General features: G+C 57.3%; 20 protein-coding genes. 12 read left to right on the top strand and 8 right to left on the bottom strand.

Annotated features, from left to right (window positions below; genetic code table 11):
• Positions 1-9 precede the first annotated feature (9 nt).
• Complete coding sequence (locus JY96_RS15630) at positions 10-1,455, top strand: oligosaccharide flippase family protein (protein WP_035038802.1); 1,446 nt, start codon at positions 10-12, stop codon at positions 1,453-1,455.
• A 69-nt stretch (positions 1,456-1,524) separates the two neighbouring features.
• On the opposite strand, the gene JY96_RS15625 is transcribed toward JY96_RS15630, so the two are convergent.
• The 5 genes from JY96_RS15625 to JY96_RS15605 form a co-directional block, all read right to left on the bottom strand.
• Positions 1,525-2,676: a DUF1972 domain-containing protein gene (locus JY96_RS15625; RefSeq protein ID WP_035038800.1), complete on the bottom strand. Its 1,152-nt coding sequence runs from the start codon at positions 2,674-2,676 to the stop codon at positions 1,525-1,527.
• On the bottom strand, positions 2,673-3,743 hold the full coding sequence (locus tag JY96_RS15620) for a glycoside hydrolase family 99-like domain-containing protein (protein ID WP_035038798.1): 1,071 nt from the start codon (positions 3,741-3,743) through the stop codon (positions 2,673-2,675). The genes JY96_RS15625 and JY96_RS15620 overlap by 4 nt, the downstream gene beginning before the upstream one ends.
• Before the next feature lie 59 nt (positions 3,744-3,802).
• On the bottom strand, positions 3,803-4,522 hold the full coding sequence (epsI, locus tag JY96_RS15615) for an exosortase-associated protein EpsI, B-type (RefSeq protein ID WP_161784341.1): 720 nt from the start codon (positions 4,520-4,522) through the stop codon (positions 3,803-3,805).
• Positions 4,500-5,375 (bottom strand): exosortase B, encoded by an 876-nt coding sequence (xrtB, locus tag JY96_RS15610; protein WP_035038794.1) that lies wholly within the window; start codon positions 5,373-5,375, stop codon positions 4,500-4,502. Before xrtB (JY96_RS15610) ends, epsI begins: the two co-directional genes overlap by 23 nt.
• 183 nt (positions 5,376-5,558) lie before the next feature.
• The gene (locus tag JY96_RS15605) at positions 5,559-6,686 is read right to left on the bottom strand and encodes a glycosyltransferase family 1 protein (RefSeq protein WP_152606532.1); all 1,128 of its coding nucleotides are present in this window, start codon (positions 6,684-6,686) and stop codon (positions 5,559-5,561) included.
• Between the two features lie 317 nt (positions 6,687-7,003).
• On the opposite strand from JY96_RS15605, the gene gmd reads away from it, so the two are divergent.
• The 11 genes from gmd to JY96_RS15550 are packed head-to-tail and all read left to right on the top strand — an operon-like array spanning position 7,004 to position 19,312.
• Entirely contained in the window at positions 7,004-8,134 is a 1,131-nt protein-coding gene (gene gmd / locus JY96_RS15600; protein ID WP_035038790.1) for a GDP-mannose 4,6-dehydratase, read from the top strand.
• A gap of 17 nt (positions 8,135-8,151) precedes the next feature.
• Complete coding sequence (locus JY96_RS15595) at positions 8,152-9,081, top strand: GDP-L-fucose synthase (protein WP_035043159.1); 930 nt, start codon at positions 8,152-8,154, stop codon at positions 9,079-9,081.
• 13 nt (positions 9,082-9,094) lie between these two features.
• Positions 9,095-10,024: an exosortase B gene (xrtB, locus tag JY96_RS15590; protein ID WP_052162598.1), complete on the top strand. Its 930-nt coding sequence runs from the start codon at positions 9,095-9,097 to the stop codon at positions 10,022-10,024.
• Positions 10,021-11,448, top strand: coding sequence for a chain length determinant protein EpsF (gene epsF, locus JY96_RS15585; protein ID WP_035038787.1), 1,428 nt, complete (start codon positions 10,021-10,023; stop codon positions 11,446-11,448). The genes xrtB (JY96_RS15590) and epsF overlap by 4 nt, the downstream gene beginning before the upstream one ends.
• A 21-nt stretch (positions 11,449-11,469) precedes the next feature.
• Positions 11,470-12,339: a polysaccharide biosynthesis tyrosine autokinase gene (locus JY96_RS15580; RefSeq protein ID WP_035043152.1), complete on the top strand. Its 870-nt coding sequence runs from the start codon at positions 11,470-11,472 to the stop codon at positions 12,337-12,339.
• Positions 12,336-13,061, top strand: coding sequence for an exosortase C-terminal domain/associated protein EpsI (locus tag JY96_RS15575; protein ID WP_052162596.1), 726 nt, complete (start codon positions 12,336-12,338; stop codon positions 13,059-13,061). The genes JY96_RS15580 and JY96_RS15575 overlap by 4 nt, the downstream gene beginning before the upstream one ends.
• 32 nt (positions 13,062-13,093) lie before the next feature.
• On the top strand, positions 13,094-14,323 hold the full coding sequence (locus tag JY96_RS15570; RefSeq protein ID WP_081961313.1) for a lipopolysaccharide biosynthesis protein: 1,230 nt from the start codon (positions 13,094-13,096) through the stop codon (positions 14,321-14,323).
• 14 nt (positions 14,324-14,337) lie between these two features.
• Positions 14,338-15,468: a glycosyltransferase family 4 protein gene (locus JY96_RS22420; RefSeq protein WP_161784340.1), complete on the top strand. Its 1,131-nt coding sequence runs from the start codon at positions 14,338-14,340 to the stop codon at positions 15,466-15,468.
• Complete coding sequence (locus JY96_RS22895) at positions 15,465-16,649, top strand: glycosyltransferase family 4 protein (RefSeq protein ID WP_081961312.1); 1,185 nt, start codon at positions 15,465-15,467, stop codon at positions 16,647-16,649. Before JY96_RS22420 ends, JY96_RS22895 begins: the two co-directional genes overlap by 4 nt.
• A 19-nt stretch (positions 16,650-16,668) precedes the next feature.
• A complete protein-coding gene (locus JY96_RS23290; protein ID WP_152606530.1) occupies positions 16,669-17,943 on the top strand; it encodes a hypothetical protein in 1,275 nt (424 codons plus the stop codon).
• A gap of 49 nt (positions 17,944-17,992) precedes the next feature.
• Positions 17,993-19,312 carry a cellulase family glycosylhydrolase gene (locus JY96_RS15550; protein WP_161784339.1) on the top strand — a complete coding sequence of 440 codons (1,320 nt, stop codon included), beginning with the start codon at positions 17,993-17,995 and terminating at the stop codon, positions 19,310-19,312.
• Between the two features lie 34 nt (positions 19,313-19,346).
• Here JY96_RS15550 and JY96_RS22890 read toward each other — a convergent pair whose 3' ends face one another.
• The 3 genes from JY96_RS22890 to JY96_RS15535 all read right to left on the bottom strand — a co-directional run bounded on the left by JY96_RS22890 (position 19,347) and on the right by JY96_RS15535 (position 23,963).
• Entirely contained in the window at positions 19,347-20,366 is a 1,020-nt protein-coding gene (locus JY96_RS22890; RefSeq protein ID WP_161784338.1) for an acyltransferase family protein, read from the bottom strand.
• 130 nt (positions 20,367-20,496) lie between these two features.
• Positions 20,497-22,599 (bottom strand): cellulase family glycosylhydrolase, encoded by a 2,103-nt coding sequence (locus JY96_RS15540; RefSeq protein WP_035038775.1) that lies wholly within the window; start codon positions 22,597-22,599, stop codon positions 20,497-20,499.
• 347 nt (positions 22,600-22,946) lie between these two features.
• A complete protein-coding gene (locus JY96_RS15535) occupies positions 22,947-23,963 on the bottom strand; it encodes an acyltransferase (RefSeq protein WP_081961309.1) in 1,017 nt (338 codons plus the stop codon).
• Positions 23,964-24,142: the final 179 nt, after the last annotated feature.

The raw sequence follows: 24,142 nt of genomic DNA, 5'->3' as shown, positions 1-24,142 counted from the left end.
TCGCGCATCGTGCAGAAGAAAAAGACAGTCAACTCGCGCGCAGCCATCACCTGGGCCTACGCACAGGCCTGGGTGGGCAAAGGAGCGTCGGCGCTGGTTTACATGGCACTGGGCTACCTGCTTGATCCGCACGAATTCGGCAGCTATGCCGTGGCCTCGACCTTCGTGGTGCTGGCCGAGATGTTCGTTGAGCAAACCGTGGCGCAGGCCGTCATCCAGTTGCCCGACGACAAGCCAGAGCAAATGGGCTCATTGAAATGCATTGCGCTGGCGCTGGGCATGTTCTGCATGGTGGGCACCCTGCTGCTGGGCCTTTTCCTTCGAGCAACCGTGCAACCGAGCGATCTGTCCATGGCTTGGTATGCCTTCGAACTCGCGCCGTGCCCCCTCCTGATTGCCATCAATGCAGTGCCAATGGGCCTGTACCGCAAGTCGATGGACTACAAAGCACTGGCACGGCGAACAGCACTGGCAACCCTTGGGGGCGGCACGGTGGGCATCATCGTCGCCGCACTGCACGGCGGTGGACATGCACTGGTAGCGCTCACACTGACCTACCAGCTCCTGAGCTACTTCATTCTGCGAGGACAACACACCCACATCGCGCTAAACCTGTCCTGGGCGCAGATGCGAGGCTTACGCGGGCTGATGATCGTTAACGGGCAACCCAAAGTAGCAGACTTTCTCGAAAGCAAAGGGCTTGAGCTCGTTGTTGCCCAGCTCATGGGTCTGTCCGTCGCGGGCAGCCTGTCTTACGCCAACAAGATCGCCCAGACGCTGTTCACCTTCCTGGCATCTCCCGGCCTGGATGCTGCCTGGGGCCTGTTCTCTCATGACCGCGACGACAAGGCCGCGCTGTTCGGCGTGTACCAGCGCCACCTCGCGATCCTCAGCATGACCACGACGACCCTGTTCTTTGGCCTTGGTATGTCGTCTTACCAGATGATTCCCTTGGTACTGGGCAGCAAATGGGCCACCCTGCATCAGCTGTTGTCCTGGCTGTGCCTGGCCCTGATCGTCCGCACGAGCCTCTACCTTGCCACCATCCTGATTCAGGTGTTCGAGCCTAGCCTCTTCGTATCCAGCCTGGCAATCGGCCGAGCAGTCCTGTGTCTGATCCTGACCGCAGCACTGAGCCCCATCACCGCTCTCGGCGACACAAAGGCCGTGCTGGGCTATGCGCTGGCTGGCCTGATCGTGGTCGCACCAACGGCACGGCACATGAGCAAGAGGCTGGCACCAAGCATGGCACAGGAGCTGGCATTCAGAACACTGGTGCCTATCGGCATCTTTGGTCTGGGATGGCTGGCCTATCTGCAGGCCCGCGCGCTCGTACACGGCGACATCAAACCCTGGCTAGACGGAACACTGATCGCCTCACTGTCAGCGATGGCACTGACCGCGTCGATGGGCGCAAACCGTTGGCGCACCAGGCGAACAGTCGTGGCCTCGTAAGCAAGACTTGCCGCTCGCACAACGACGAAATCAGCGAGCAAAAAGGGCCCCCCATCCAGGTGACCGGAGTCAGTGCGTGGTGCGCCCAACCGCCTTCAACATCACATGAGGCTTGGGCAAGAAGCGAGTCAACAACAACTCATATTGGCCCAAAATCTGCTCCCAGGTGAAATCGGACTCGAAGCGGGCGCGACTGGCCGCGCGCATTCTCTCCAGGTCCCCATCGCTCGACAGCAGCTTGGTGAGCACCTGATCCAGGTCGTCCGAGGAGCGGAAGAACCGCGCGCCCTCGCCCACCACCCAGCGATTGAACTTGTTATCGTGCGCGACAACGGCATTGCCGGCCCCCATCGCCTCAACGAGCGATGGATTGGTGCCACCCACTTGGTGCCCGTGCACATAAAAAGCGCTGTGAAAGCGCAGGCTGCGAAGCACGGCCTTGTCGTAGATCGCACCCAGAAAGGAAACCTCCCCGCCAGCAGCAGCCTGGATCTCATTGTGGTAACGGTTTTTCGGCTCGTACTTACCCAGCACAGCCAGCTTGATGCCACGCTGCCGCTTGGAGAAACCCTTGACGATTTCGAGAATGGAGTTCTCTGGCTCAGGGCGTGCGATGACCGTCGCATATTTGCCGGGTTGGAGACTCAGCGCCTTCAAAGGCTCTTCGGGCGCTTGCAGAACCTCAGGCGCACCATAGGCGATGGTGGTGATTTTGTCGGCCGGCGCGCGCGAGCTGAGGTGCATCTTTATCTCTGGATGGTCGGCCACGAGTTGGTCACCCAACCAACAACCCGCCCAGTCATTCATCCAGAACCAAGTCTTGGCTAACTTGCCCCACTTCGCGCGAGACCACTCGATGCCATCCATGTTGATGACATTGGGAATGCCGTGCAGCTTCATGCGGGCGCAGAAAGCTGCAGTGTTGTAGCCCAGCGTAAGGCACAGATCCTTGAACTTACAGGCGTGAGCGATCGATTTCCAGTCGAACACAACTGTGCCCAGCGCGCCGGCTTGCGGCACCGGAATGCGCACTCGCTCGATGCCTTGCCATTCGTCTTCGAACATCGCACCTTCGCCATCCTCCTGGCAGTAGACCACCACGCGCCAGCCTCTGTCGCGCAGGTACAGGGACAACTGTTCAGCGAAGGTCTCGAACCCGCCATGATTGGCGGGAATCCCGCGGATTCCCAATATGCGCAAAGTCGGCTTAATCGATTTCATGGCGCCCCAAAGACTCTTTTAATCTTTTCCAACTGGCCGAAGCCGTCTTTCTTGGTGGGCTCTATGTAGGAACCTTCACCATACTCATTCCAGCAACAAATCACGCCCATCCGCCTGGTCTTGACAGGGTAAGCGTCCATCAGAGCCTTTGCTTCCATCAGGTGCTCTTCAAATGTTTGCAGATCAGCCCGCGGCTGCTCTGACTCCGGATACTTCCCTCCCCAGGGCCGGTCATCCCATCCGGACGAAATTGGAACAATGTAGTCCAAGGAGCTATTTTCGAGGATCCAATTCCAATTTGTCCTGTATGCACGTCGCAACGAATTGAAACTACTCGCATGAGGTGTTGCAGTGTCAGGATCCCCTCTATATCCTATGTGATAGTTGTAGGCGGACAAGCTAGAAAACCCTGCATTGGGCGCCACGGCTCGGACCCAGTGCGCGAGCCCGGGGGTGGCCCCCACCAAGTAAATGCCGGGCAAACCCGAATCCTTTGCCATCCTGTCCATCTTGCGCACGAGAGCGGCAGGCTCCACCTTCATCTGCTTGGCCATCTCGGAGAACTCCTCCAGAGAAAACACGAACAAAACCGGTTTGCCATCAATTTTCAGATAATCAGGATCTTTAAAATGTTCAGATACCCAATATCTGATCAATTTATCAAAACCATCAACACCGCCCTCAAAGCGAAAATGATTCGCCCATAGCAAGGCGTATTCAATCTGGCCTACTTTTTTGACCCGCTTGAAAACCTTTAATGTGTGATCCAGGAATGGCGAAGCATCTTTCCAGTATGAGTCAAATACCACAAAGCGCAGCCCGTAGTCCTTCATCCATTTAATCTGGCGGGCCACCACCTTGTCGTCCGAGTCACTGTACCAACCCAGCAGAGGTTCGCGTTCAGGGAACTTCTTGATGGGCTCCCAAGGGTTGCGCTTAAATTCCAGGCCAGGCGCGTTGGCCGTCCAGCCAGGAAAATAATAAACGCCCAGTGAATAGGCATTGCTGGCAGCGGCAGAGGGCGTGGTGGGCGTCGCAGCCCCGGCCGAGACATGGCATGCCAGCATGGCCAGCGCAGCCAGCAGGCTACGCCAACCCCATTGACGACACGCCGCCCATCGCATGCTCAGCCCCCGAAATAACGCGCCCGGAAGGACGGCGCGATAGCTGCTTCCATCTCTTTCAGGAACGCAGCCTGCAGGGCGAAGGCATCCGCACGATCAGCATTGATCGACGAGACGCGAACCAGCATGCCATCGGCAACGGTGCCATGCAGCCCATAGTACATCTGGGATAGCTTGCGCCCCAGCCCTGGCAAAGTTGCCTTATCGGCCAGCGTCACCCAATAGCTGATGGGCTCCACGCGACTGCCCGCAATACCAACCAAGTGGCGCACAGTGAGTGCATGCCCCTGCATGTTCAGCTTCGACACGCCAACGTCCTGAACTTCAAACCCCTGGGCTCGATAGCAAAATTCAGGGCGATGCGCGGCGGTTGCCTCAGAGTTCTGATCGCTGCCGTAGGCGATGGTCAACATGATTTGCTGCCCTTTGCTGTTGACATAGGTGCGCGAGAGCACCTGCGAGTACAGCTGGTTCAGCGCTTCCTGAACCGTGGGATCAGGCAGTACCTGCCCAATCGGGTCGGTGGCGTGCCAGTCCCCAATGGACTTGGGAACCTGCTTATCCAGAACGATGGGCGGCAAGGTCTCGGACAGATGCGTGCGGGGCGTCATCACATAGGCCAGAGCCGGGCTCAGCAGCAGCAGCACGAAAGCGAGCACGATAGACAACGGCGCGCGCTTGCCGGAGAGCGCGCGGACTTCAATGATGGGAGGATTGCTCATGCTTGTCATAGAAAACCGCCAAAATACGATCCAACCCGTAGGTCAACATCAAAGCAACGGAGAAAAGAACCAGTCCCGCGAGGTTGTGCACGAATCCCTGCCCCACTTCATCGCCCAGGTGATAGGTCACCAGCACCAGCACCATGACACGCACCGTATTGGAAACAAACGAAATGGGCAAAATCATGATGGCCAGGATCGTATTGCGTCGTGCCGACGTGTAATCCATCAACTTCATGTAGAACAAGCTCAGTGATTCGAGCGTGAAGATGGAATTCAGGCCAGAGCAGGCATCGGCAACCAGTAGTTTGTAAGGCCCCACCACAAGGGTGACGCCCGAACGACCGATGGGATAGCCTGCGGCATAGAGGATGGCCTCCGCGCAATAGGACACAGCGGCCTTCAACGGCAGGGTCAGCGCCTGCGCCACCACGCCAGGCAACGGGATCACGAAGATCAGGAAAAACAACGGGAACCAGAACAGACGCACGCCCGCCCACCCCTTCACCAACAACAGACAGGCCATGATGGCCATGATGTTCGAAAACGCCTCAAGCGCATCGATGCCCTGCGAACGCCCCACCACGTACATCAGCGCGGCCGACAGCAGCACCAGCAGCCCGAAGACAGGGTTGGGCTGAGAGCGCAAGTCAAGAAATTTCTGGCGGTCACGCCACATCAGCCACAGAGACAAAGCCAAGATCATCGGGCCATGGCCTGCTTCGTCCTTCAGCCATACGGTATGGGCGAAGGTGTAGTAGGTTGGCGCATAGCAGACCAGCAGGCCAACCAGTAGCAATCCGATGGACCAGCGGGTCCAATCCGGCAAGGGTTCGTTATTCAGTGCAGCCATGAGTGACAAAAGATACGGTTGGCCGGGCAGGTGCGCCCAGCCTGAGATAGTGCCAGCCAAAACACTTTAGTTCCGCAAACCGGCAACTCCAGCCATGAGCACATACCCTAAAGGCGAACCCACGGCGTAATTGGTTGAACAGCAAACTGGCTGACGTCAACCAGATGGATGTAAGCAGCTCACCTACTGTGATGCCTGGTACCAACGCAGAAATGCCGCCCTCAGAACCCGCGCCGACTCCTGCCAGGAGAACGTGCGCGCGCGAGCCAAACCCTTGCCCACCAGTTGGGCCCGCAACTCGGCATCCTCCAGCAGTTTGCGCAGACAGGCCGCGAGTTCATTTGCGTCGCCGGGTGAGAACAACAAGCCGGCGCTTCCCACCACCTCGGGCAGGGCCGTGGAGTTAGCAACGATCACTGGCACGCCACTGGCCATGGCTTCCAGCGGTGGCATCCCGAAGCCTTCTGCGAGGGACGGATAGACAAAGGTGTGCGCATGGCGCAGCAGTGCCGGCAACTCCTGGTCGTCCACGTCGCTCAGCACGTGCACTTTCTCGCGAGATGGCAGGGCCGCCAGTGCAGCATCGAAGGCGCCATAACCAAAATCGCGCTGCCCTACGATGACCAGCGGCAGCGCGTCCTCGCCGAGTTGCGCATAAGCTCGCATGAGGGTCGCGTGATCCTTGCGGGGCTCAATGCGACCAACGGTCAGCAAATAACGCCCGTCAGCCAAGCCACGACGTGCGAGCACCGCCGCATCGCTCCCTTCGTCTGGATGGAAAACCTGCTGGTCGACCGCGTTGAGCAGCAAGCCAATGCGCGAGGCCGGTACGCCATATTTCGCTGCGATTTCGCCGCGGGAGTATTCGCTGACGGTCATGACGATGTCCGCCGTCCGTGCCGAACGCCTGAACAGCAGCTTCGAGCGCCACACGAAGACGGGCGTAAAGAACTGCGGATAGTCCTCGAACAGAACATCGTGGATGGTCACGGCATTGCCGCGAGCCCCCCACAGCGGCACGATGTACTGGGTATGGAGGATGTCGATGCGATGCCGCCTGCGCAGCCTGGGCAGTTGCCAGCCCAGGCGCACCAAGGGGTTGGCGTGCCCCATGTGCACCATGGACACGTTCGGCCGATCGAAACCCAATGTGCGTCGCAAGCCCTCGATGTCATGCACGAAAAACACAAACTCGATATCGGGCGACAGCTCGATCATGGCCCGATACAAGCCGATCAGATGGCTGCGCGACCCCTGAAACTTGCCGTCGAAAGCATGGAAATCCACACCGATTCTCAAAATGCTCTCCACATCAGACTCTCGATCAATGATGCGCCGCCACCCCTGACCGCTGCGCGCCGGATTCTTGCACAAACCAATTGACCGCCCGGACCTGGTACCCCCAGGCGCTACCACGGAGCCCAGCAATTGCCATAATTAGATTTTTCGCAACACTTCCTGTGCGATGACCTCAGTAAAGAATGAGAATCGGCCCGTCACACAGGCCCCATCGTCAAGTCAGGCCAGCGACCGCGCACTTGATGTGTCGTCATGAAAATCTGTTTACATTGCTGACCCCCTTTCCTTTCCCGCATGCAGAGGAGCCTCTGCTTTTCGGAGTTACGCATATGAGCAAAAAAGTCGCCCTGATCACCGGTGTCACGGGCCAAGACGGGTCCTATCTGGCCGAATTTCTGCTGAAAAAGGGCTATGAGGTCCACGGCATCAAGCGTCGCTCCAGCCTGTTCAATACCGACCGCATCGACCACCTGTACCAGGACCCGCACGTCAGCAACCGCAATTTCGTGCTGCACTACGGCGACCTGACGGATTCGACCAGCCTGGTGCGCATCGTCCAGAAGGTCCAGCCCGACGAGATCTACAACCTGGCCGCGCAAAGCCACGTGGGCGTGAGCTTCGAAGAGCCCGAGTACACCGCCAACGCCGACGGCATCGGCGCGCTGCGCCTGCTCGAGGCCATCCGCATCCTGGGGCTGGAGAAGAAAACCCGCTTCTACCAGGCCTCCACCTCCGAACTGTACGGCCTGGTGCAAGAGATCCCCCAGAAGGAAACCACGCCCTTCTACCCCCGCAGCCCGTATGCGGTGGCCAAGCTGTACGCCTACTGGATCACGGTGAACTACCGCGAGGCCTATGGCATGTACGCCTGCAACGGCGTGCTGTTCAACCACGAAAGCCCGGTGCGCGGCGAAACCTTCGTGACCCGCAAGATCACGCGTGCCATCAGCCGCATCGCGCTGGGCCTGCAGGACTGCCTGTACCTGGGCAACATGAGCGCGCTGCGCGACTGGGGCCACGCCAAGGACTACGTGGAAATGCAGTGGCTGATGCTGCAGCAGGACCACGCCGAGGACTTCGTGATCGCCACGGGCGTGCAGTACAGCGTGCGCCAGTTCGTGGAGTTCTCGGCCAAGGAGCTGGGGATCACGCTGGCGTTCGAGGGCGAAGGCGAGGCCGAAGTGGCCAAGGTGATCAAGGTCGAGCCCGTCAACGGTGAGATGCTGGCCAAGTGCAAGGTGGGTGACGTGATCGTCAAGGTCGACCCGCGCTACTACCGCCCCACCGAAGTCGAAACCCTGCTGGGTGACCCCACCAAGGCCAAGCAGAAGCTGGGCTGGACGCCCAAGATCTCGCTGGGCGAGCTGGTCAAGGAAATGGTGCTGAGCGACTACTCGGCGGCCAAGCGCGACAGCCTGGTCAAGCTGGCTGGTTTCCAGGCCTACGACCACCACGAGTGAGCCAGGCAAGCACCGACATGGACAAGAACGCGAAAATCTTCGTGGCCGGGCACCGCGGCATGGTGGGTTCCGCCATCGTGCGGCGCCTGCAGGCGGCTGGCTACACCCGCGTGATCACGCGCAGCCGCAGTGAACTCGACCTGCTCGACCAGCGCGCCGTGCACGAATTCCTGCAAGCTGAAAAGCCCGATTACCTCTACATCGCGGCAGCCAAAGTGGGCGGCATCCAGGCCAACAATGTGTACCGGGCCGACTTCATCTATCAGAACCTGATGATCGAAGCCAACCTGATCCACGGCGCCCACCAAGCCGGTGTGCAGCAGCTGATGTTCCTGGGCTCCAGCTGCATCTACCCCAAGATGGCACCCCAGCCCATGCACGAAGACGCGCTGCTCACCGGCCTGCTGGAACCCACCAACGAGCCCTACGCGATCGCCAAGATCGCGGGCATCAAGATGTGCGACGCGTACAACGCCCAGTACGGCCGCCAGTACATCAGCGTGATGCCCACCAATCTGTACGGCCCCAACGACAACTACGACCTCAACAACAGCCACGTGCTGCCGGCCCTGATCCGCAAGGCCCACGAAGCCAAGCAACGGGGTGACACCGCCCTGGTGGTGTGGGGCACCGGCACGCCCATGCGCGAATTCCTGTACGCGGACGACCTGGCCGACGCCTGCGTCTTCCTGATGGAACAGGGATACTGCGGGCCGCTGGTCAACATCGGCACCGGCACGGACGTGACCATCCGCGAACTGGCCGAAACGGTGGTGGACATCGTCGGCTTCAAGGGCAACTTGACGTTTGACGCCAGCAAACCGGACGGCACACCCCGCAAATTGATGGATGTCTCCCGGCTGACCTCCCTGGGTTGGAGGGCCAGCACCAACTTGAGGGACGGCATCAGGCTTGCTTATCAGGACTATCTGAACAAGGCGGCTTAAACTCGCCACCAGTATGTCCCCAACCCAGTCGGCAGCACCCACCCTCACCTTGAACCCGGCCAGCACCGAGTCGCCCTCACGCGCCGAGTTGCTGGCCATTGCCGCCGGCCTGTTCGCCATGTACCTGCCCACGTACATGACGCTGGACACCTCCATCTGGAAAATCGTCGGCCAGGGGCACGGCCCCGTGATGCTGGCGCTGACACTGTGGCTGATCTGGCAACGCCTGCCGGCCTTCGTGGGCCTGGCAACCCGGCCGGCCCCAATCAGTGGCAGCCTGCTGCTCGCCGCCGGCTTGCTTTTCTACGTTGTGGGCCGCTCGCAAGACATCCTGTTCATGGACGTGGGCTCGCAGATGCTGGTGCTCACCGGGCTCACCCTGCTCTACAAGGGCTGGGCTGGCTGGCGCACCATGTGGTTTCCCATCTTTTTCATCCTGTTCATCATCCCCATCCCGGGCTCCATCGTGGACCAGGTGACCGCGCCGCTGAAAGCCGCGGTGTCGTACGTGGCAGAAGCGATTCTTTACACACTGCACTACCCCATCGGCCGCTCAGGCGTCACACTGACGATCGGGCCCTATCAGCTGCTGGTGGCCGATGCCTGTGCCGGCCTGAACTCGATTTTTGCGCTGGAAGCCATCGGTGTGTTTTATTTGAGCGTCATCGAGCACACCTCCCGGCTGCGCAAGATCGTGCTGGCCATGCTGATATTGCCCATTTCCTTTGTTTCCAACGTGACCCGCGTGATCGCGCTGGTGCTCATCACCTACTATTTCGGCGACGAGGTCGGGCAGGGATTCGTGCACAGCTTTGCTGGCATCTTGCTGTTCATGCTGGCCACTGCATTGACCATTGGCACCGATACGGTGCTGGGGTTTTTCATCCGCGACAAGGCTGAACCCTCAACGGCTCGCCCACCACACACTACAGCGCACATATGACGTTCAAGCAATTCATGTCGATCATCAGGGCCCGCAAGGTCCTGGTGATTGCCACTGCACTGACCACGGTCACGGTCATTGTCGGTGTCAGCCTCGTCCTGCCCAAAAGATACACGTCAACCGGGGCAGTGGTCATTGACTTCAAAACCCCAGACCCGATCAACGGTTCGCTCGTGCCTGGCGCCATCGCCGGCGGATACCTGGCCACGCAGGCCAACATCATCAAAAGTGAACGTGTTGTACTGCGTGTGATCAAAGCGCTGAAGCTGGATCAGGTGCCTGCCTTGCGGCAACAGTGGGAGGATGATACCGATGGCCAGGGCGTCTTTGATACATGGCTGGCGGATGTTCTCGTACGCAAACTTGACGTCACTCCTGCCAAGGAAGCCAGCATCATCAATGTCAGCTATACGGCGACCGATCCGCAGTTTGCTGCCGCCATGACCAATGCCTTTATCAAGGCATATATGGACACGACGGTAGAGTTGCGAACAGAGCCGGCCAAGCGTTTCAGCGGCATATTCGAAGAACAAACAAAGGCTGCTCGCGAAAAGCTCGAAACAGCGCAAACACGCCTTTCGGAATACCAGAAAGCCAATGGGCTCCTGGTAACCGACGAAAGGTTGGACGTTGAGAACGCACGTCTGGCGGACCTGTCAACACAATTGGTGTCCCTCCAGACCATGGCGGCAGAGTCCGCCAGCCGCAAGAGCAATGCGGGGGCCAACAGCACAGAAGCCCTGAACAACCCTGTTATAGCTGCGCTCAAAGCAGACCTCTCCCGGCAAGAAGCGCGACTGAAGGAGCTCAATGCTCAGTTCGGTCCGGCGCACCCACAAGTCCAGGCATTGCAAGCCAATATTGGCGAGTTGCGCGTAAGGATCGACAGCGAAATTGCACGAGTCACGGGAAGCCTTGGTATCAACAACACGGTCAACATGACACGTGCCGCGCAAACTCAAGCGGCGCTGCAGGCGCAACGAGAGAAGCTGCTGAAACTGAAGGCACAGCGGGATGAAGCATCGGTGTTGATGCGTGATGTAGAAAATGCACAGCGCACCTACGAAACGATGCAAGCACGCTTGATGCAGATGTCACTGGAAAGCCAGAGCAACCAGACAACCGTCTCCTTGCTTCAAACGCCTACCCCACCATCCAATGCATCGTTTCCAAAGATTTTCTTGAACACCATTGCATCGATTTTCCTGGGTGCAATGCTTGGGGTGGCACTTGCGATTCTCAAGGAAGCACGCAATCGCAAGCTCCGGTCTGAAGAAGATTTTGAAGAACTCATTGGCATGCCGCTCCTGGGCACCATGCCCATTGCTTTGGAAGCAAAGAAAGGGGCTTTGCTGCCGGTCAAGAGCGCGCCTCGCCTGACCAAGCGATCCCTCCCCGAACTGACCGCCCCCAAAAAGGCCTGATTCATCTACACGCCCATGGCCATGAAAAACGCTAAAAACGAAGTTGGTGGGGAAAAAAGCATTGGCAACATCATTGCCGATGCCCACAAGCTGTCGCCCGCGCAGGTGGATGCGGTCGTTGCCCTGCAACGCTCCAAAGGCCTGAAGTTCGGCGAAGCCGCTGTTGAGCTGGGCTATGTCAAGCGCGAAGATGTGCTGTGGGCCCTGTCCCAACAGTTCCACTACCCGTATGCCGCAGATGGCCGCAACAACATCAGCGCCGAGCTGGTGGTGGCCACCTCGCCTTTTGACTCGGCTGCCGAGTTCTTTCGGGACATCCGCAGCTCACTGCTATCAGGCCCCTACGGCGCCAAGAACGCGCCGCTGGCATTGGCAGTCTGCAGCCCGGACAGCGGTGACGGCAAAACCTTTTTTGCCGCCAACCTGGCCGCGGCCTTCAGCCAGCTCGATGGGCGCACCCTGCTGATTGACGCTGACATGCGCACGCCGCGACTGCACGAACTGTTCAACATCGGCTCTGGCACATCGGGCCTGAGCGGCATCCTGTCGGGCCGCTCGGAAACCAACGTCATCCGCCCCATTGACGCCCTGCCCAGCCTGTACGTGCTGCCTGTCGGCGTGGTTCCCCCCAATCCGCTGGAACTGGTTCAACGCAGCGCCTTTGACATGTTGCTGTCGGAGGTCATCATGAAGTTCGACTATGTGATCGTCGACACGCCTGCTGCCGTGCACGGCGCGGACGCCCGAGTCATTGCAGCCAAGTGCGGTGCTGCGGTGGCCGTCGCGCGCAAGGGCGTGACCGAGGCCGATTCGCTGAAAACGTTGGTCATGCAACTCAAGAAGGCCTGCCCGGCTTTTGCCGGCACCGTCCTCAACGAATTTGCCCAATGACCACGATGCTGTCCGGCCCCTGGCGCTTGCAGACACGAACCTGGGTGCTCGCATCCTTGCTGTTCGCTGCTGCCGTTGCAGCCCGGCTGGCACACCCCACCCTGCACGAACGGGGTGACGAGCCTCAGCTTGAAACCAGCATCCCCAACCAGATCGGCAACTGGTCTGCACTGGCCTCGCCGCTCACACAGGTGTCGATCACGCAAGGCAACGAGCCGGACATCAACCAGCCCTACGACCAATCGGTGCTGCGCACTTACGCGGACGACCAGGGCCACCAGATCGGCGTGGCTGTAGCCTGGGGCAAGCACCAGCGCCAGGAGGTCAAGATCCACCGCCCCGAGCTGTGCTACCCGGCCCAAGGGTATGCGGTCAAGCAACTGATTGACCACACCTTCAACATCAACAGCATCACGACCCAGCAGCCCATCATCGGCAAGCGCATGATCGCGCTGGATCGCAACGGCTCCATGGAGGTGGTGAGCTACTGGATCCGCATCGGCAGCATCTACAGCGACAGCGCCTTCAAGACGCGCATGCACATCCTGCGGGAAGGCCTGGCAGGCAGGGTCACGGACGGCTTGCTCATGCGTGTCTCCCAAAAGGTGCCCGTCTCGGCTGAACCCAGCCAACTGGAGCGCGCCTTCCAACGACAGGAGCAGTTCGCTGCAGACCTGGTCCGCAGTGTGACGCCGGCCACGCGTGACCTGCTGGCGCGCTGAGTTCGCGCGCGAATCGGGCAAGAGCAGGTTCCATGGCTGCGGGTAGTCTGTTCAAGAAAACCTTTCTCATGCTCGGCGGCAACATGGCCGCCGTCGTGCTTCAGGCCGTCCAGTTCATCTTGCTGGCGCGCACCCTGGGCGCTGCCGAGTACGGCGCCTTTGCCTCGGTGAACGCCATGGTGGCCATCGTGGTGCCACTGGCCGGGCTCGGTTATGGCAACGTGATGCTGATGACGGTGTCGCGTGAGCACCGGGCTGCGCCCGTTCAGCTGGGCAACTGCCTGGCCGTCACCGTCGCGCTGGGCCTGACCCTGGTCATGGCCATCATGCTGGCTGTGCAGGCGGTGTACGGGCCCAAAGGCAACCTGCCCCTGGCGATGGTGGTGGGCTTGTCAGAACTGGTGCTGGTACGGTGCTGCCTCGTGGCAGGCCAGCTCTTTCAGGCCATGGACCAGATCAAGCGCCTGAGCCTCATCAACGTGTCCGTCAGCCTTTGCCGCGTGCTGGCCATTGGCGGCCTGCTCGTGAGCGACCGGCCTCAAGCACTGAACTGGGCCATGATCAGCGCCACGCTGCTGCTGCTGCTGACCCTGGTCCACGTGCCGGCTGCGGCGCGCCTGGCTGGCGGGCTGCGCCTGTCGCTGGCAGCTCTGCAAAGCCAGTGGCGTGATGCCACCTACTTTGCGCTGGGCACCTCGGCCAAAGCCGCTTACACCGATCTGGACAAGGTCTTCCTGGGCCGCACCGCGCCCAGCGCCGAGCTGGGTGTGTACACCACGGCCTACCGCCTGGTGGTCATGGCCTTCATCCCGGTGCGCTCCTTGCTGGACGTGACCGCATCGCGTTTTTTCAAGTCGGGCCAGGCGGGTGTGCAGCACTCGTATGCCTTGAGCAAGAAGCTGATCCGCTTCTCGGTGCCCTATGGCATGGTGGTGGGCCTGGGCATGTACGTGTGCGCGCCATTGGTGCCCTGGATACTCGGCCCGAGTTATGCCGACACCGCCGAGGTGCTGCGCTGGCTGGCGCCGTTGCCGGCCATCCAGGCCGTGCACTATGTGCTGTCTGATGCGCTCACGGGCGCCGGCTACCAGCGTGTGCGCACGCAGATCCAGTTCCTCGTGCTGGCCATCTATGCCGGGCTGGGCCTGTGGCTGATTCCCTCGCATGGCTGGCACGGCGCCGCCATCGTCTGCCTCGTTTCTGAAAGCCTGCTGGCTGTGCTGGTGATCCTGGCCGTGACCAAACTGCTGCGCCAACCTTGAACATGAACATCCTGATGCTGACCCACGAATACCCGCCCTACCCTGGTGGCGTGGGGCGATACTGCGCGAGCCTGGCTGAAGCCGCCGTGCGCGCCGGGCATCAGGTCACGGTGCTGGCGCCGGACCACAAACAGCCGCAAGCTTGCGTGGATCAGCCCGGCGTGAAGGTGATCCGCTTCAAAGGCGACGTGTTCCACTTCAGGGAACTCAAGGCTTTGCGCGCCCAGATCAAACAAGTGCTGGCCCAGGCCACACGCCCTTATGACGTGGTGCACGCGGCCGACTGGCCCGCCATCGTGGCCCTGCGCGGCGTGCCCACACCGGGTAGCCAGCGTCTGGCCACGCTGCATGGCACGGACATCCTGCTGATCAAGCGCTCGATCCGCGCACGCCTGGCGCGTGCATCCAGCGCACTGGCCAGCTTTGACCGCTATGTGTGCAACAGCCGCTTCACCCAAAGCCTGCTGCAGACGCACTTTCCCAAGCTCGCACCACGCTCGGTCGTCACGCAATTGGGTGTGGACGACAGCTGGTTCGAGACCGCCTCGGCGGCAGATCAACAAGCCCTGAGCGCGCGAGCCGGCCTGCAGCCCGACCAGCTCATCGTGCTAACGGTCGCCCGGCTGGATTCGCGCAAGGGCCAGCTTCGCGCCATCGGCGCGCTGGCCCGCCTGCCTGACGAACTCAAGCGCCGCGTGCACTACGTGTGCGTCGGCAAAGAGGTGGAAGAAGGTTATGGCGCGCGCCTCCAGGCCGCAGCGCAGGCAGGCCAGCTCAGGCTCACGCTCACGGGGCGTTTGCCTGATGGCGAGTTGAAGGCCGCTTATGCACTGGCCCATGTGTTTGCCTTGACCGGCGAAGATGTGCCCGAACGCGTGGAAGGCTTCGGCCTGGTCCTGCTGGAAGCGGCTGCCCAAGGCCTGCCCGCCGTGGTGACCCGATTGCAGGCCCTGCCCGAGGTTGTCGCTAACGGCCAGACGGGTTGGGTCTGCGCCACCGATGCCGAACTGACTGAAGCGTTCCAGACGGCACTGCAACAAGCTGGCACCGGCACGCTGAAGGCACCGTGCATCGCGCACGCACGTACTTTCACCTGGGACCGCTGCGCCGCCCAGAGCTACCCGGGCAAGGCAGGCCAGGCATGAAGATCGCCTACATCAACAGCTTCTATGCGCCCCATGAAGTGGGTGGCGCGGAAAAGTCCGTGCGCTTTCTGGCGGAAACCCTGGTCAAACACGGCCATCAGGCAACGGTTATTTGCCTCGGTAGAGAACGCGAAACCACCGAGCTCAATGGGGTTCGCATCGAACGACTCCCAACGGCCAATCTCTACTTTCCCCCAGACGCAGGGCAACGGCCCGGTTGGCAAAAAATGATATGGCATGGCGCAGACAGCTACAACCCATTGGCTGCACGTGATATCGGCAGGCTATTGGATGAGATCAGGCCCGATGTTGTGCACACAAACAACCTGGGAGGTTTTTCTGTCGCAGCGTGGAGTGCCATCCATGAAAGAAATATCTCCGTTGTACACACGCTGCGTGACTATTATCTGATGTGCCCTAACACGGCCATGTTCAAAAACGGTTTACCTTGCAAAAGCCGCTGCATGAGTTGCAGCATCATGGCTGCCCCCCGCCTGGCCACGAGTCGACACATCAAACATGTCATCGGAAACAGTCAATATATTTTGAACAAGCATGTGGAAGCGGGCTATTTCAGAAATGCACATCGAGATGTCATTTATAACGCATATCAGCCATCTCAGGTAGAAGATCACAGAACGAGGGATCGCATCACGTTCGGATTCCTTGGGCGGATTGCCCCATCCAAGGGCATAGAAATACTTATCGACGCAGTCAGACAGATTGAGTCACCTTATCCCTTTGAAGTTTTGATCGCCGGCGATGGTGAACCCGAATATGTTGCGCAACTAAAATCCAAAGCGGAGGGTTTACCCATTTCTTTTACAGGAAGGGTTCAGCCGCACGAACTTTATGATCGGGTCAATTGGACGATTGTTCCATCGGTTTGGGATGAACCTCTGGCCAGGGTTTTGTTTGAGAGCTATGCTCATGGCGTACCGGTTATTGGATCAAGTGCCGGCGGCACCCCGGAAGTTCTCACGAATGGAAAAACAGGGTTGCTGTACACCGCCCCGCTGGACCCAACCGCCCTGCGCGCCCAAATGCTCAAAGCATTAAATGACCCCACCCTCTCTGAGAGACTAAGCCCCGCGTGCTCAAAATACGCCGAAAATTTCCACCCCAGAAACGTATATTTGAGATATGAGCAAGTCTACTTGAGCAGCGTCAACACCAAATAACCCGGAGTCGACTCGCCATATGACCGACACGTTTACCAATTCACAAAAGTCTGAACCATTCCTGTTAGGCAACGCAGTCGGTTGTGCCGTTATGGTCTTGCTGTTCACCTACGTAATAGACTCGCCTTTGCGATTTGGTTTAAGTAAACTACACATCAGCCCGGTCATATATTTACGAGATGCAGGCGCACTTGCAATTACACTTGCCGCGTTCTGGCATTGGATTAAGGGCAAACAACTGAATGCGAGCACATTCGTTGGGTTCGTTATTCTGATTCATGTCTTCTATGGCATCTTGGCATTAGGCTCGCTGGTTCAACCCATTGTCGGATTCAAACTTTACCTTACCATGCTACTGGGGGTAGCAAGCTATGAAACCTATTCACGGCACCCCAAAGCTACAGCATACTGGGCTGCCATCGCGTTCGTTGTTACAGCGGTAGGAGTTGGCATCAACTGGTTTGTCGACATGCCTTGGACAGGTGAAGTTTTTGACTCTGCGAGAGGAGATACAGCCGTCAGCGTGGAGTGGACAACCGGAGGCATTCGACGCTTGTCTGGATTTGCCAGAGCCTCTTATGATGCATCCACCATTGCCGCAGTCACCTGTATTCCGCTTTTATTTCTTCCAAGTACTGGAATCATCAAACGATTTGCCTTGATCATCACAGCAACGGGCATCATCATACTTACCACCAGCAAAGGCTCATTACTGGCAATGATTTTCATCGCCTTCTTTGCATTATTTTTTACCGACATCAAAAAGCAAAATAAAATCAGTTGGCCCTTTTTCCTTCTTCCTGCAGTATCTCTTGGTATTCCAGCAATCTTATCTGCGTACGGCTTCAAAGCAGAACTCACGGGGAACCTCTGGGTTCTGTTTTCGTCATTCGGTGAACGTATTAACTGGATGTGGCCCCGGGCTTTTGCCAACATCACGACAGGTGGAAACTATTTACTTGGTCGCGGAGTCGGTGGAATCGGATTCCCACAATACTTTGGCGAAGGCTCCATTTACAATGCAGCAGACAACACCATGGTTTATCTGTTTGCAAACTTCGGCCTGTTCGCTTTGATATACATCTACCTCATCCTGATCAGATTGAAGAGAAATGCCCAGAACATTTCATCATACGCATGGCACTGCATACTTGCATGGCTCATATACTGGAATATTTACGGATTAACAACCAACATCATTGAGAACCCATTTTTCACCTTTTTCTTGGGTCTTATAATCGGCGCCGCATTTACAAAGCGCTCGGATAACCTGCACGCACCCGCAGCAAGCTAAACTTTACTGCCAGTCTTGCGACGAACTTATGTCCTGGAGATTCGAAATCATGATTCGGAAACACGACGGTTCACCGGTTAATGTTCTCAAGATAATTATTGCCCTAGCCTCACTTCTTAGCGTCAGCTGTCATGCTACGCCAGTGCTCGGCATCGGAACACATTTTGGTCAAGCCAGATCAAATGAGCAACTATTCCTAGAATGGATCACCAACTCCCCATTCCAGACGTTTCGAGATGAAATTTACTGGGGGGATATCGAAACAGCGCCCGGCACATTCAAACCCAGCAAACGCGCGCTCAACACTTTGCAACTAATTAACGAAGCGCAGAAGTCTGGAATTGAACCACTCATAATTCTTGATTATGGAAATCGCTTCTACGACAATGGTTCTCAACCTTTTACCGATGCAGGGCGAACGGCGTTCGGCAAGTATTCAGAGTGGATCGCACAAGCGACAAAGGGGCGAGTCAACAAATTTGAAGTCTGGAATGAGTGGAATATCGGAGGTGGGAAAAAACCCCGGGAACGCAACGGCGACCCAGTCGATTATGTAAAGCTGGTGGAGCAGACGTCCAAGGCAATCAAGAAGGTCAATCCGCAAGCTGAAATCATCGGCGGCGCAATCGGCGACGACATTCCGAATTGGCCATGGCTCCGCAAAGCCATCTCTGCAGGCTTGCTTAACCAAATTGATGCGCTCTCCGTACATATATACAACCACTCGCTACCCATTTATAGGGGTGGGGCGAAAGAGATGGTTTACAGGCTTGAAATGGCTCAACAAATCATCAAAGAAGCTGAGCCCAATCGCCGAATTCCCATATACATCACCGAAATTGGATGGCCAAACAACGAAGGCAAGTGGGGCGTTGACTTGGACGACGCAGCCACTCAGGCGCTGATTTTTGTGCTTGAGGCCTTCCAATTTGACTATGTCAAGGGCATCTGGTTCTACGAGTTCCAGGACAGGGGGCGCGATAAATCGGAGAGAGAAGACAACTTCGGCTTTCTTAATGCCGATGGTCAAGAAAAGCCTGTAAGTTGCGTTTTGCGCTCGGTTGGAAAATTATTAAAAGACGCCAATCTCATAAAATCCAAAAACCAAGGGAGTAGTCGCATCCTTTTGTATAGGCTGGCAAACGGTGATCAACTACTTGCATCTTGGTCTTCCAGAACCATGCTGGGAGAAACAACCAATGAACTGAGCATCAGAGGATCAAATCTCGAATTCAAAAGAGTCGATACAGGTTGCTTCAGACAAATTAATAAAAGTCAACTCCTGCAATCAGCAAAAGATATTCATTATTTGCAAGGATACAGCCCTACGCTGATTACGCTACCGAAATCAGCAAAAATTGACTTTTGAACCGCTCACCATTCACCTTGACGCAGAAATTATTTCATGCTCGCCCAGTAAACCACTTCCGCAGCAAGGGTCTCGGAGCGACAATGTGCATTGCAAAAAGGTAAGTTAAAACACAAGCAAGCACCGATATCATCAACTCAGTCAAGGTATTGTGCTCAAACCGCTTAAATATTCGAATGAAAACCTGCTGCAGGGGCCAATGGCATATCAATACAATCAGGGAGTTGGCACCGAGTTTTTGTAACGAAGCGATCCACGCCCCCTTGAGGTACGTGATGCAGCGCGATAGACTCAACACCATCCCCATGCCACTCAAAGCGCAGCCAAGCAGGGGCCAGACATGAACCGCCATGCGGTTATTCAGATCCAAAGCGGGCCGCCCAGCGCTGAAACCCCACAAAAACAACCCCAAAAAGCTAGCCAATAACGCCAAATCCATTAAAGGCGTATTTAAGGGCGTTTGCAAGAATCGACCAAGAGCCCGCCCGGACATCATGAGCCCCAATGGAATCAAAACGATGTCCACGCTCCATGGCAAGCCCCAAAATCTACCTAATTGGTCTTTTGGCAAATCATTCCTGATTTCTGGTATTGACATCAACCATAAACCAAAAAGAAAGAGTGCACCTCCAACCAATGCACCACGTGTACCTGTCAGGCTCAACTTCTCGGTAAGACTTAAAAAGAATACAGCCGCAGTCAAACTCGTGAGAAACCACAGAGGCGCATTCATCACTGAATTACCCGTGGCCCAAAAAACCCCAAGAGGAAACCAGTCATTAACTGGGTGGGAAAGATCGATCAGTTGCAAGGGCAAAGCCAACAAAACGCCGACAGCGAACGGGCGAGAAAGAATTTGAAGCCGATGCCATGCGAAAGCAGCCGTAACGCGCTGGGGCAAAAAGGCTCCCGAAAGCAGGAAAAAGAGTGGTACGTTGAAAGTCGAAATGGCATCAAAAAAGATCGGTGCATGCTCTTTTAGAAGAGAGTTGTGCTTTAGCACCACCAGGAAAATTCCAATCCCTTTTGCAACATCCAGGCTGATGACTCTCAAAACAGCACCTTCGCTGCCGCTGAAACACCGCGGCCCCAATCAGACATGAGAAAAGGCACGCAGATTGCGTGCCTTTTTTGAGAGCTTACTACAGCCTGGTACGAGCCACGCGCACCAGGAAGGGTAACGGTCAGAGCGAGATGAAGATGGGGCCTGAACTCTCGCGAACGGTGACGACCAGCGCGCCGCCAGCGCCCGCGTGAGGCGTGAGTGCCGTGCCATCGAAGGCGGTGACAGCCTTATAGCCAGCAGGAATCACAACATCCACGGCATCGGCGTCATTCTCCGACCAAGCACAGAAGACCCTGGCGGCCCCTGAACCATCCCAACGAAGCACATGGAGCCCGTTGGGCACGTCCGTCAGGTAGCCCTTGAACGTTTTACTGCCTGTCAAGGTGTTGAGCTGCACGAGCGCCTTGTAAGCTGGCTTTTCAACCTGGTTTGCATCAAGCAAGCCAAAGTTCATTTCCTTATCAGTCGCATTTATCCCCTTGTCGATCAAACGGTAAACCGTGATCAAGGGTTCGTTCACAGCCAGCTGGGCAAGCACCATGCGCAAAGTCAGGATACCTTGTCGCTGCCATGCAGCCGCGCTCGTTCCATTGCCGTACACCGCGCGGTCAAGGTACTCGTAGGAGCTATAGCCCCACTCCGTGTTGGCCAGAGGTTGAGATACACCGTTTTGGGCCAGATACTGACGCGCCACGAGGTGATCTGCAGCGTAAGACTCCGGCGTCGACTCGTTGCGGCGGTATGGGCTGGCGACGGTGATGGTGTCCTTGCGATAGGGATGGGTACCAATGTAGGTCACCCCGCTCAGAGCGCCCGTCTGGCTCAACTTGAAAAGGTAGGCGGGATCGCTGATGCCAACACCTGCGCTGAAGATTGGCAAGCTGGCCTCCACCTGACGCAGGCCCGTTACGGCACGCGATAGCAAATCGGCGTATTCAAGCGGATTCTGGCTGGGCCAGGCGCCAGGCGTATCAGGCTCGTTCCAGATCTCGTACCCCATGACAGGCCGAGTCTTCCCGAACTTCGCAGCCTCTTGCACGAATTTGACGTAAGCCGCCTTGTCACTCAGGCTAACCGGCACGTCGCCGCCGTGATCCGGGTGGCCATAGTCCAAGATCCACAGCACCTTCATGCCCAAGGATGTCAGATTGCTTGTGCCGGTATCAAAAGGCACAAAGGAGTATTGGCCGTTGGTTTCAACATTCTCCCAGAGCAAGTCACGCCGAATGACGCTGAAGCCTGCACGCTTGGCCTTTTGCATCAGGTTGAGATCAAAGCTGCCGTGTGCCACCGCCATACGGCCAGACGTATTGGGGTAGAAGGCCCCGGCCGCCAATGGTGCATTGGTCTGGAGCGTGTACGTGGTTGTGACCGGCGAGCTCAGTCGGATGTCTTTGATTTCCAACTGGCCCTTAGGGTAGTTCAACCCCGTGGTTGCGGAATCGCTGTTGCGCGGCGCTGCGACGACAGAGACCTCCACGAGACTGCCTGTAATGACGCCATTTGCAGCCCCACCCCAATACAGTGCGGGGTTCTTGAGAAAGACACGAACAGTCGTCCAGTCAGAATACTGATAACGCTCCAGCGTGCGCAAGCGGATCGGGTACTGGATGGACTGGCCGGTTGAGTCTTTCACACGCAGCGCGAATTCACCGTACCCGTCTACGTTGCGCAGCGTCAAGAAGATGGATGCGTCGTTTGTTGTCGCGATGGGTTGCTTGAGCCGGCTGTAGACGCTGACGACATTTCGGCAGTCCTGCGTCTTCAAGGTGATCAGGCTCACGCCGCAACCAAAGTCGAAGTTCAGCGCAATCGCCGTGCTCTGATCCGTGTAGGTGAGCTTCTCGATACCACCAGGAGATGCAATGGCAGGGTTCTGGCTGGTGAAGTTGAAGTTGCTGATGCTGGATGTATCGATCAGGGAAACGCTGGAAGGGGCCACCCATCCAGGTGTCGACGCAACGGTCTCTGTTGTCGAGCCCGATGCACCGCCGGTGATGCCACCAGTGGGGGCACTGCCACCGGAATCCGTGCCTGTTGTGCCCTGCGCGCCTTCCGCGAGTGTCGGGGCGCCGTTGGGGTTCACTGTGCCAGCCGCATCGGTGCTGGCAGCTGGGCCACCGCCACCGCCGCAACCTTCGAGCGTTGCAATGCCTGCGGCGATCGCCATGCTCAGCAGGCTGTGCGCAAACAAGGAACCAAACTTGACGCGATGTTTCATTTCACCAACCCTGAACGGTCTCACTGACGGGCTATCGACACGAATGGCCCGAAGCTTACCGATTAGCTGTCTTTTACCCCGTGACGACTTCACGCCGCACGGTTAAGTCACAAACTGTTGCACGCCCGACCCTCTGGGCGGCCGGCAATTATAGGGTACAGGTTGGCATTAAATGCACTGGGTTTTTGCCTAGTTCAGTCAATTCACAAGGCCGTTAATGGCCATGTTCATTATTGGTGCGCACCAGTTTTCAACAAAATGTCATCAAACCTTGCTGCCTGAGAATTGTTCCTGCGCTGACATGATGGGTGACCGCTCGATACCCAAGCAGGGTAAATACCCCCTGATCAACGCCCCATGAACATTTTCCGCAGCACCGGCCTTGATACAAGCACACGTTCTGCAAAGAAATAGATCAGGACGCAAGTCAGAATCGAGATCAACAGATCAGCCTCAGCGTTATGGCCAAGCCGCTTCAAGACGCGGATGAAGACCTGCTGCAATGGCCAATGACAGATCAGCACGACCAGGGAAGCAGCACCAAAACGCTGCACCACGGCGATCCAGGCCCCATCCAGGCGAGTCAGGCACCTGGAAAGGCTGATCATCATGCCTATGCCACTGAGCGTGCAGAGCAGCAACGCCACCATATTCACCGCGATACGGTTATTCAGATCCAAGGCCGGGGCCCCGGTGGTGAATGCCAGCATGAATATGGTGCCGAACAAGATCAGCAAGGCTCCCTCCAGTCTCGCCCCTTGCCAGGGTTTTTTGAGCAAATCAGCCAAGCCGCGCCCTGAAATCATCAGCCCAGCCGATATCGGGCCAAGATCCAGGCTCCAGGGCAAGCCCCAGATTCGCCCTAATTTATCCTTAGGCAGATGGCCGACGACCTCCGGCATGGACAGCAGCCACATGCCCGACACAAAAAGTGCAAACCCCAAATACAAGACGTGCTTATCTGCCAGGCCCAACTCATCGATCACATGCATGATGCACATGGCGACGATCATGCTTGAAAGAAACCACAAAGGGGCATTCATTATGGAATTACCCGTTGCCCAAAAAACATCAACCGGAAACCAGTCATTGACAGGATGGGACAAATCCATCAATTGCAGAGGCAGGGCCAGCAATACACCAACCAGGAATGGCCTTATAAATATACCGAATCTCAAACCGATAAAGGATCTGCTGATTGACTCTGGCAAGAATGCGCCAGACAACAAGAAGAAAAGAGGCACTCGAAAGGTTGATACGGCGGCAAACAGCTTGGGTGCGTTTTCCTTCAGGAGATTATTGTGGCCAAGCACCAAAAGAAAAATCCCGATACCTCTTGCCACATCCAGGCTGGCTACTCGCAATAGATCACCTTCAAGTCACCTTTCACAGTGACACCTTGTGTACATGAAGAAAGCGCGCAATGCGCGCACCTGATCGCATTCGGCTTATTTCGAGCTTATCAGCAGCATCAAGCCAGGTACATCCGTGCAAATATCAGGCGGGAAAGGCGTCAATTTGTCGGCCCACGCCATTTCGGTGC

The sequence above is a fragment of the Aquabacterium sp. NJ1 genome (genome assembly GCF_000768065.1).
Lineage (GTDB): Bacteria > Pseudomonadota > Gammaproteobacteria > Burkholderiales > Burkholderiaceae_C > Aquabacterium.
Note: the sequence above shows the minus strand (reverse complement) of the source record. Positions and strands in the feature narration are given on the sequence as shown.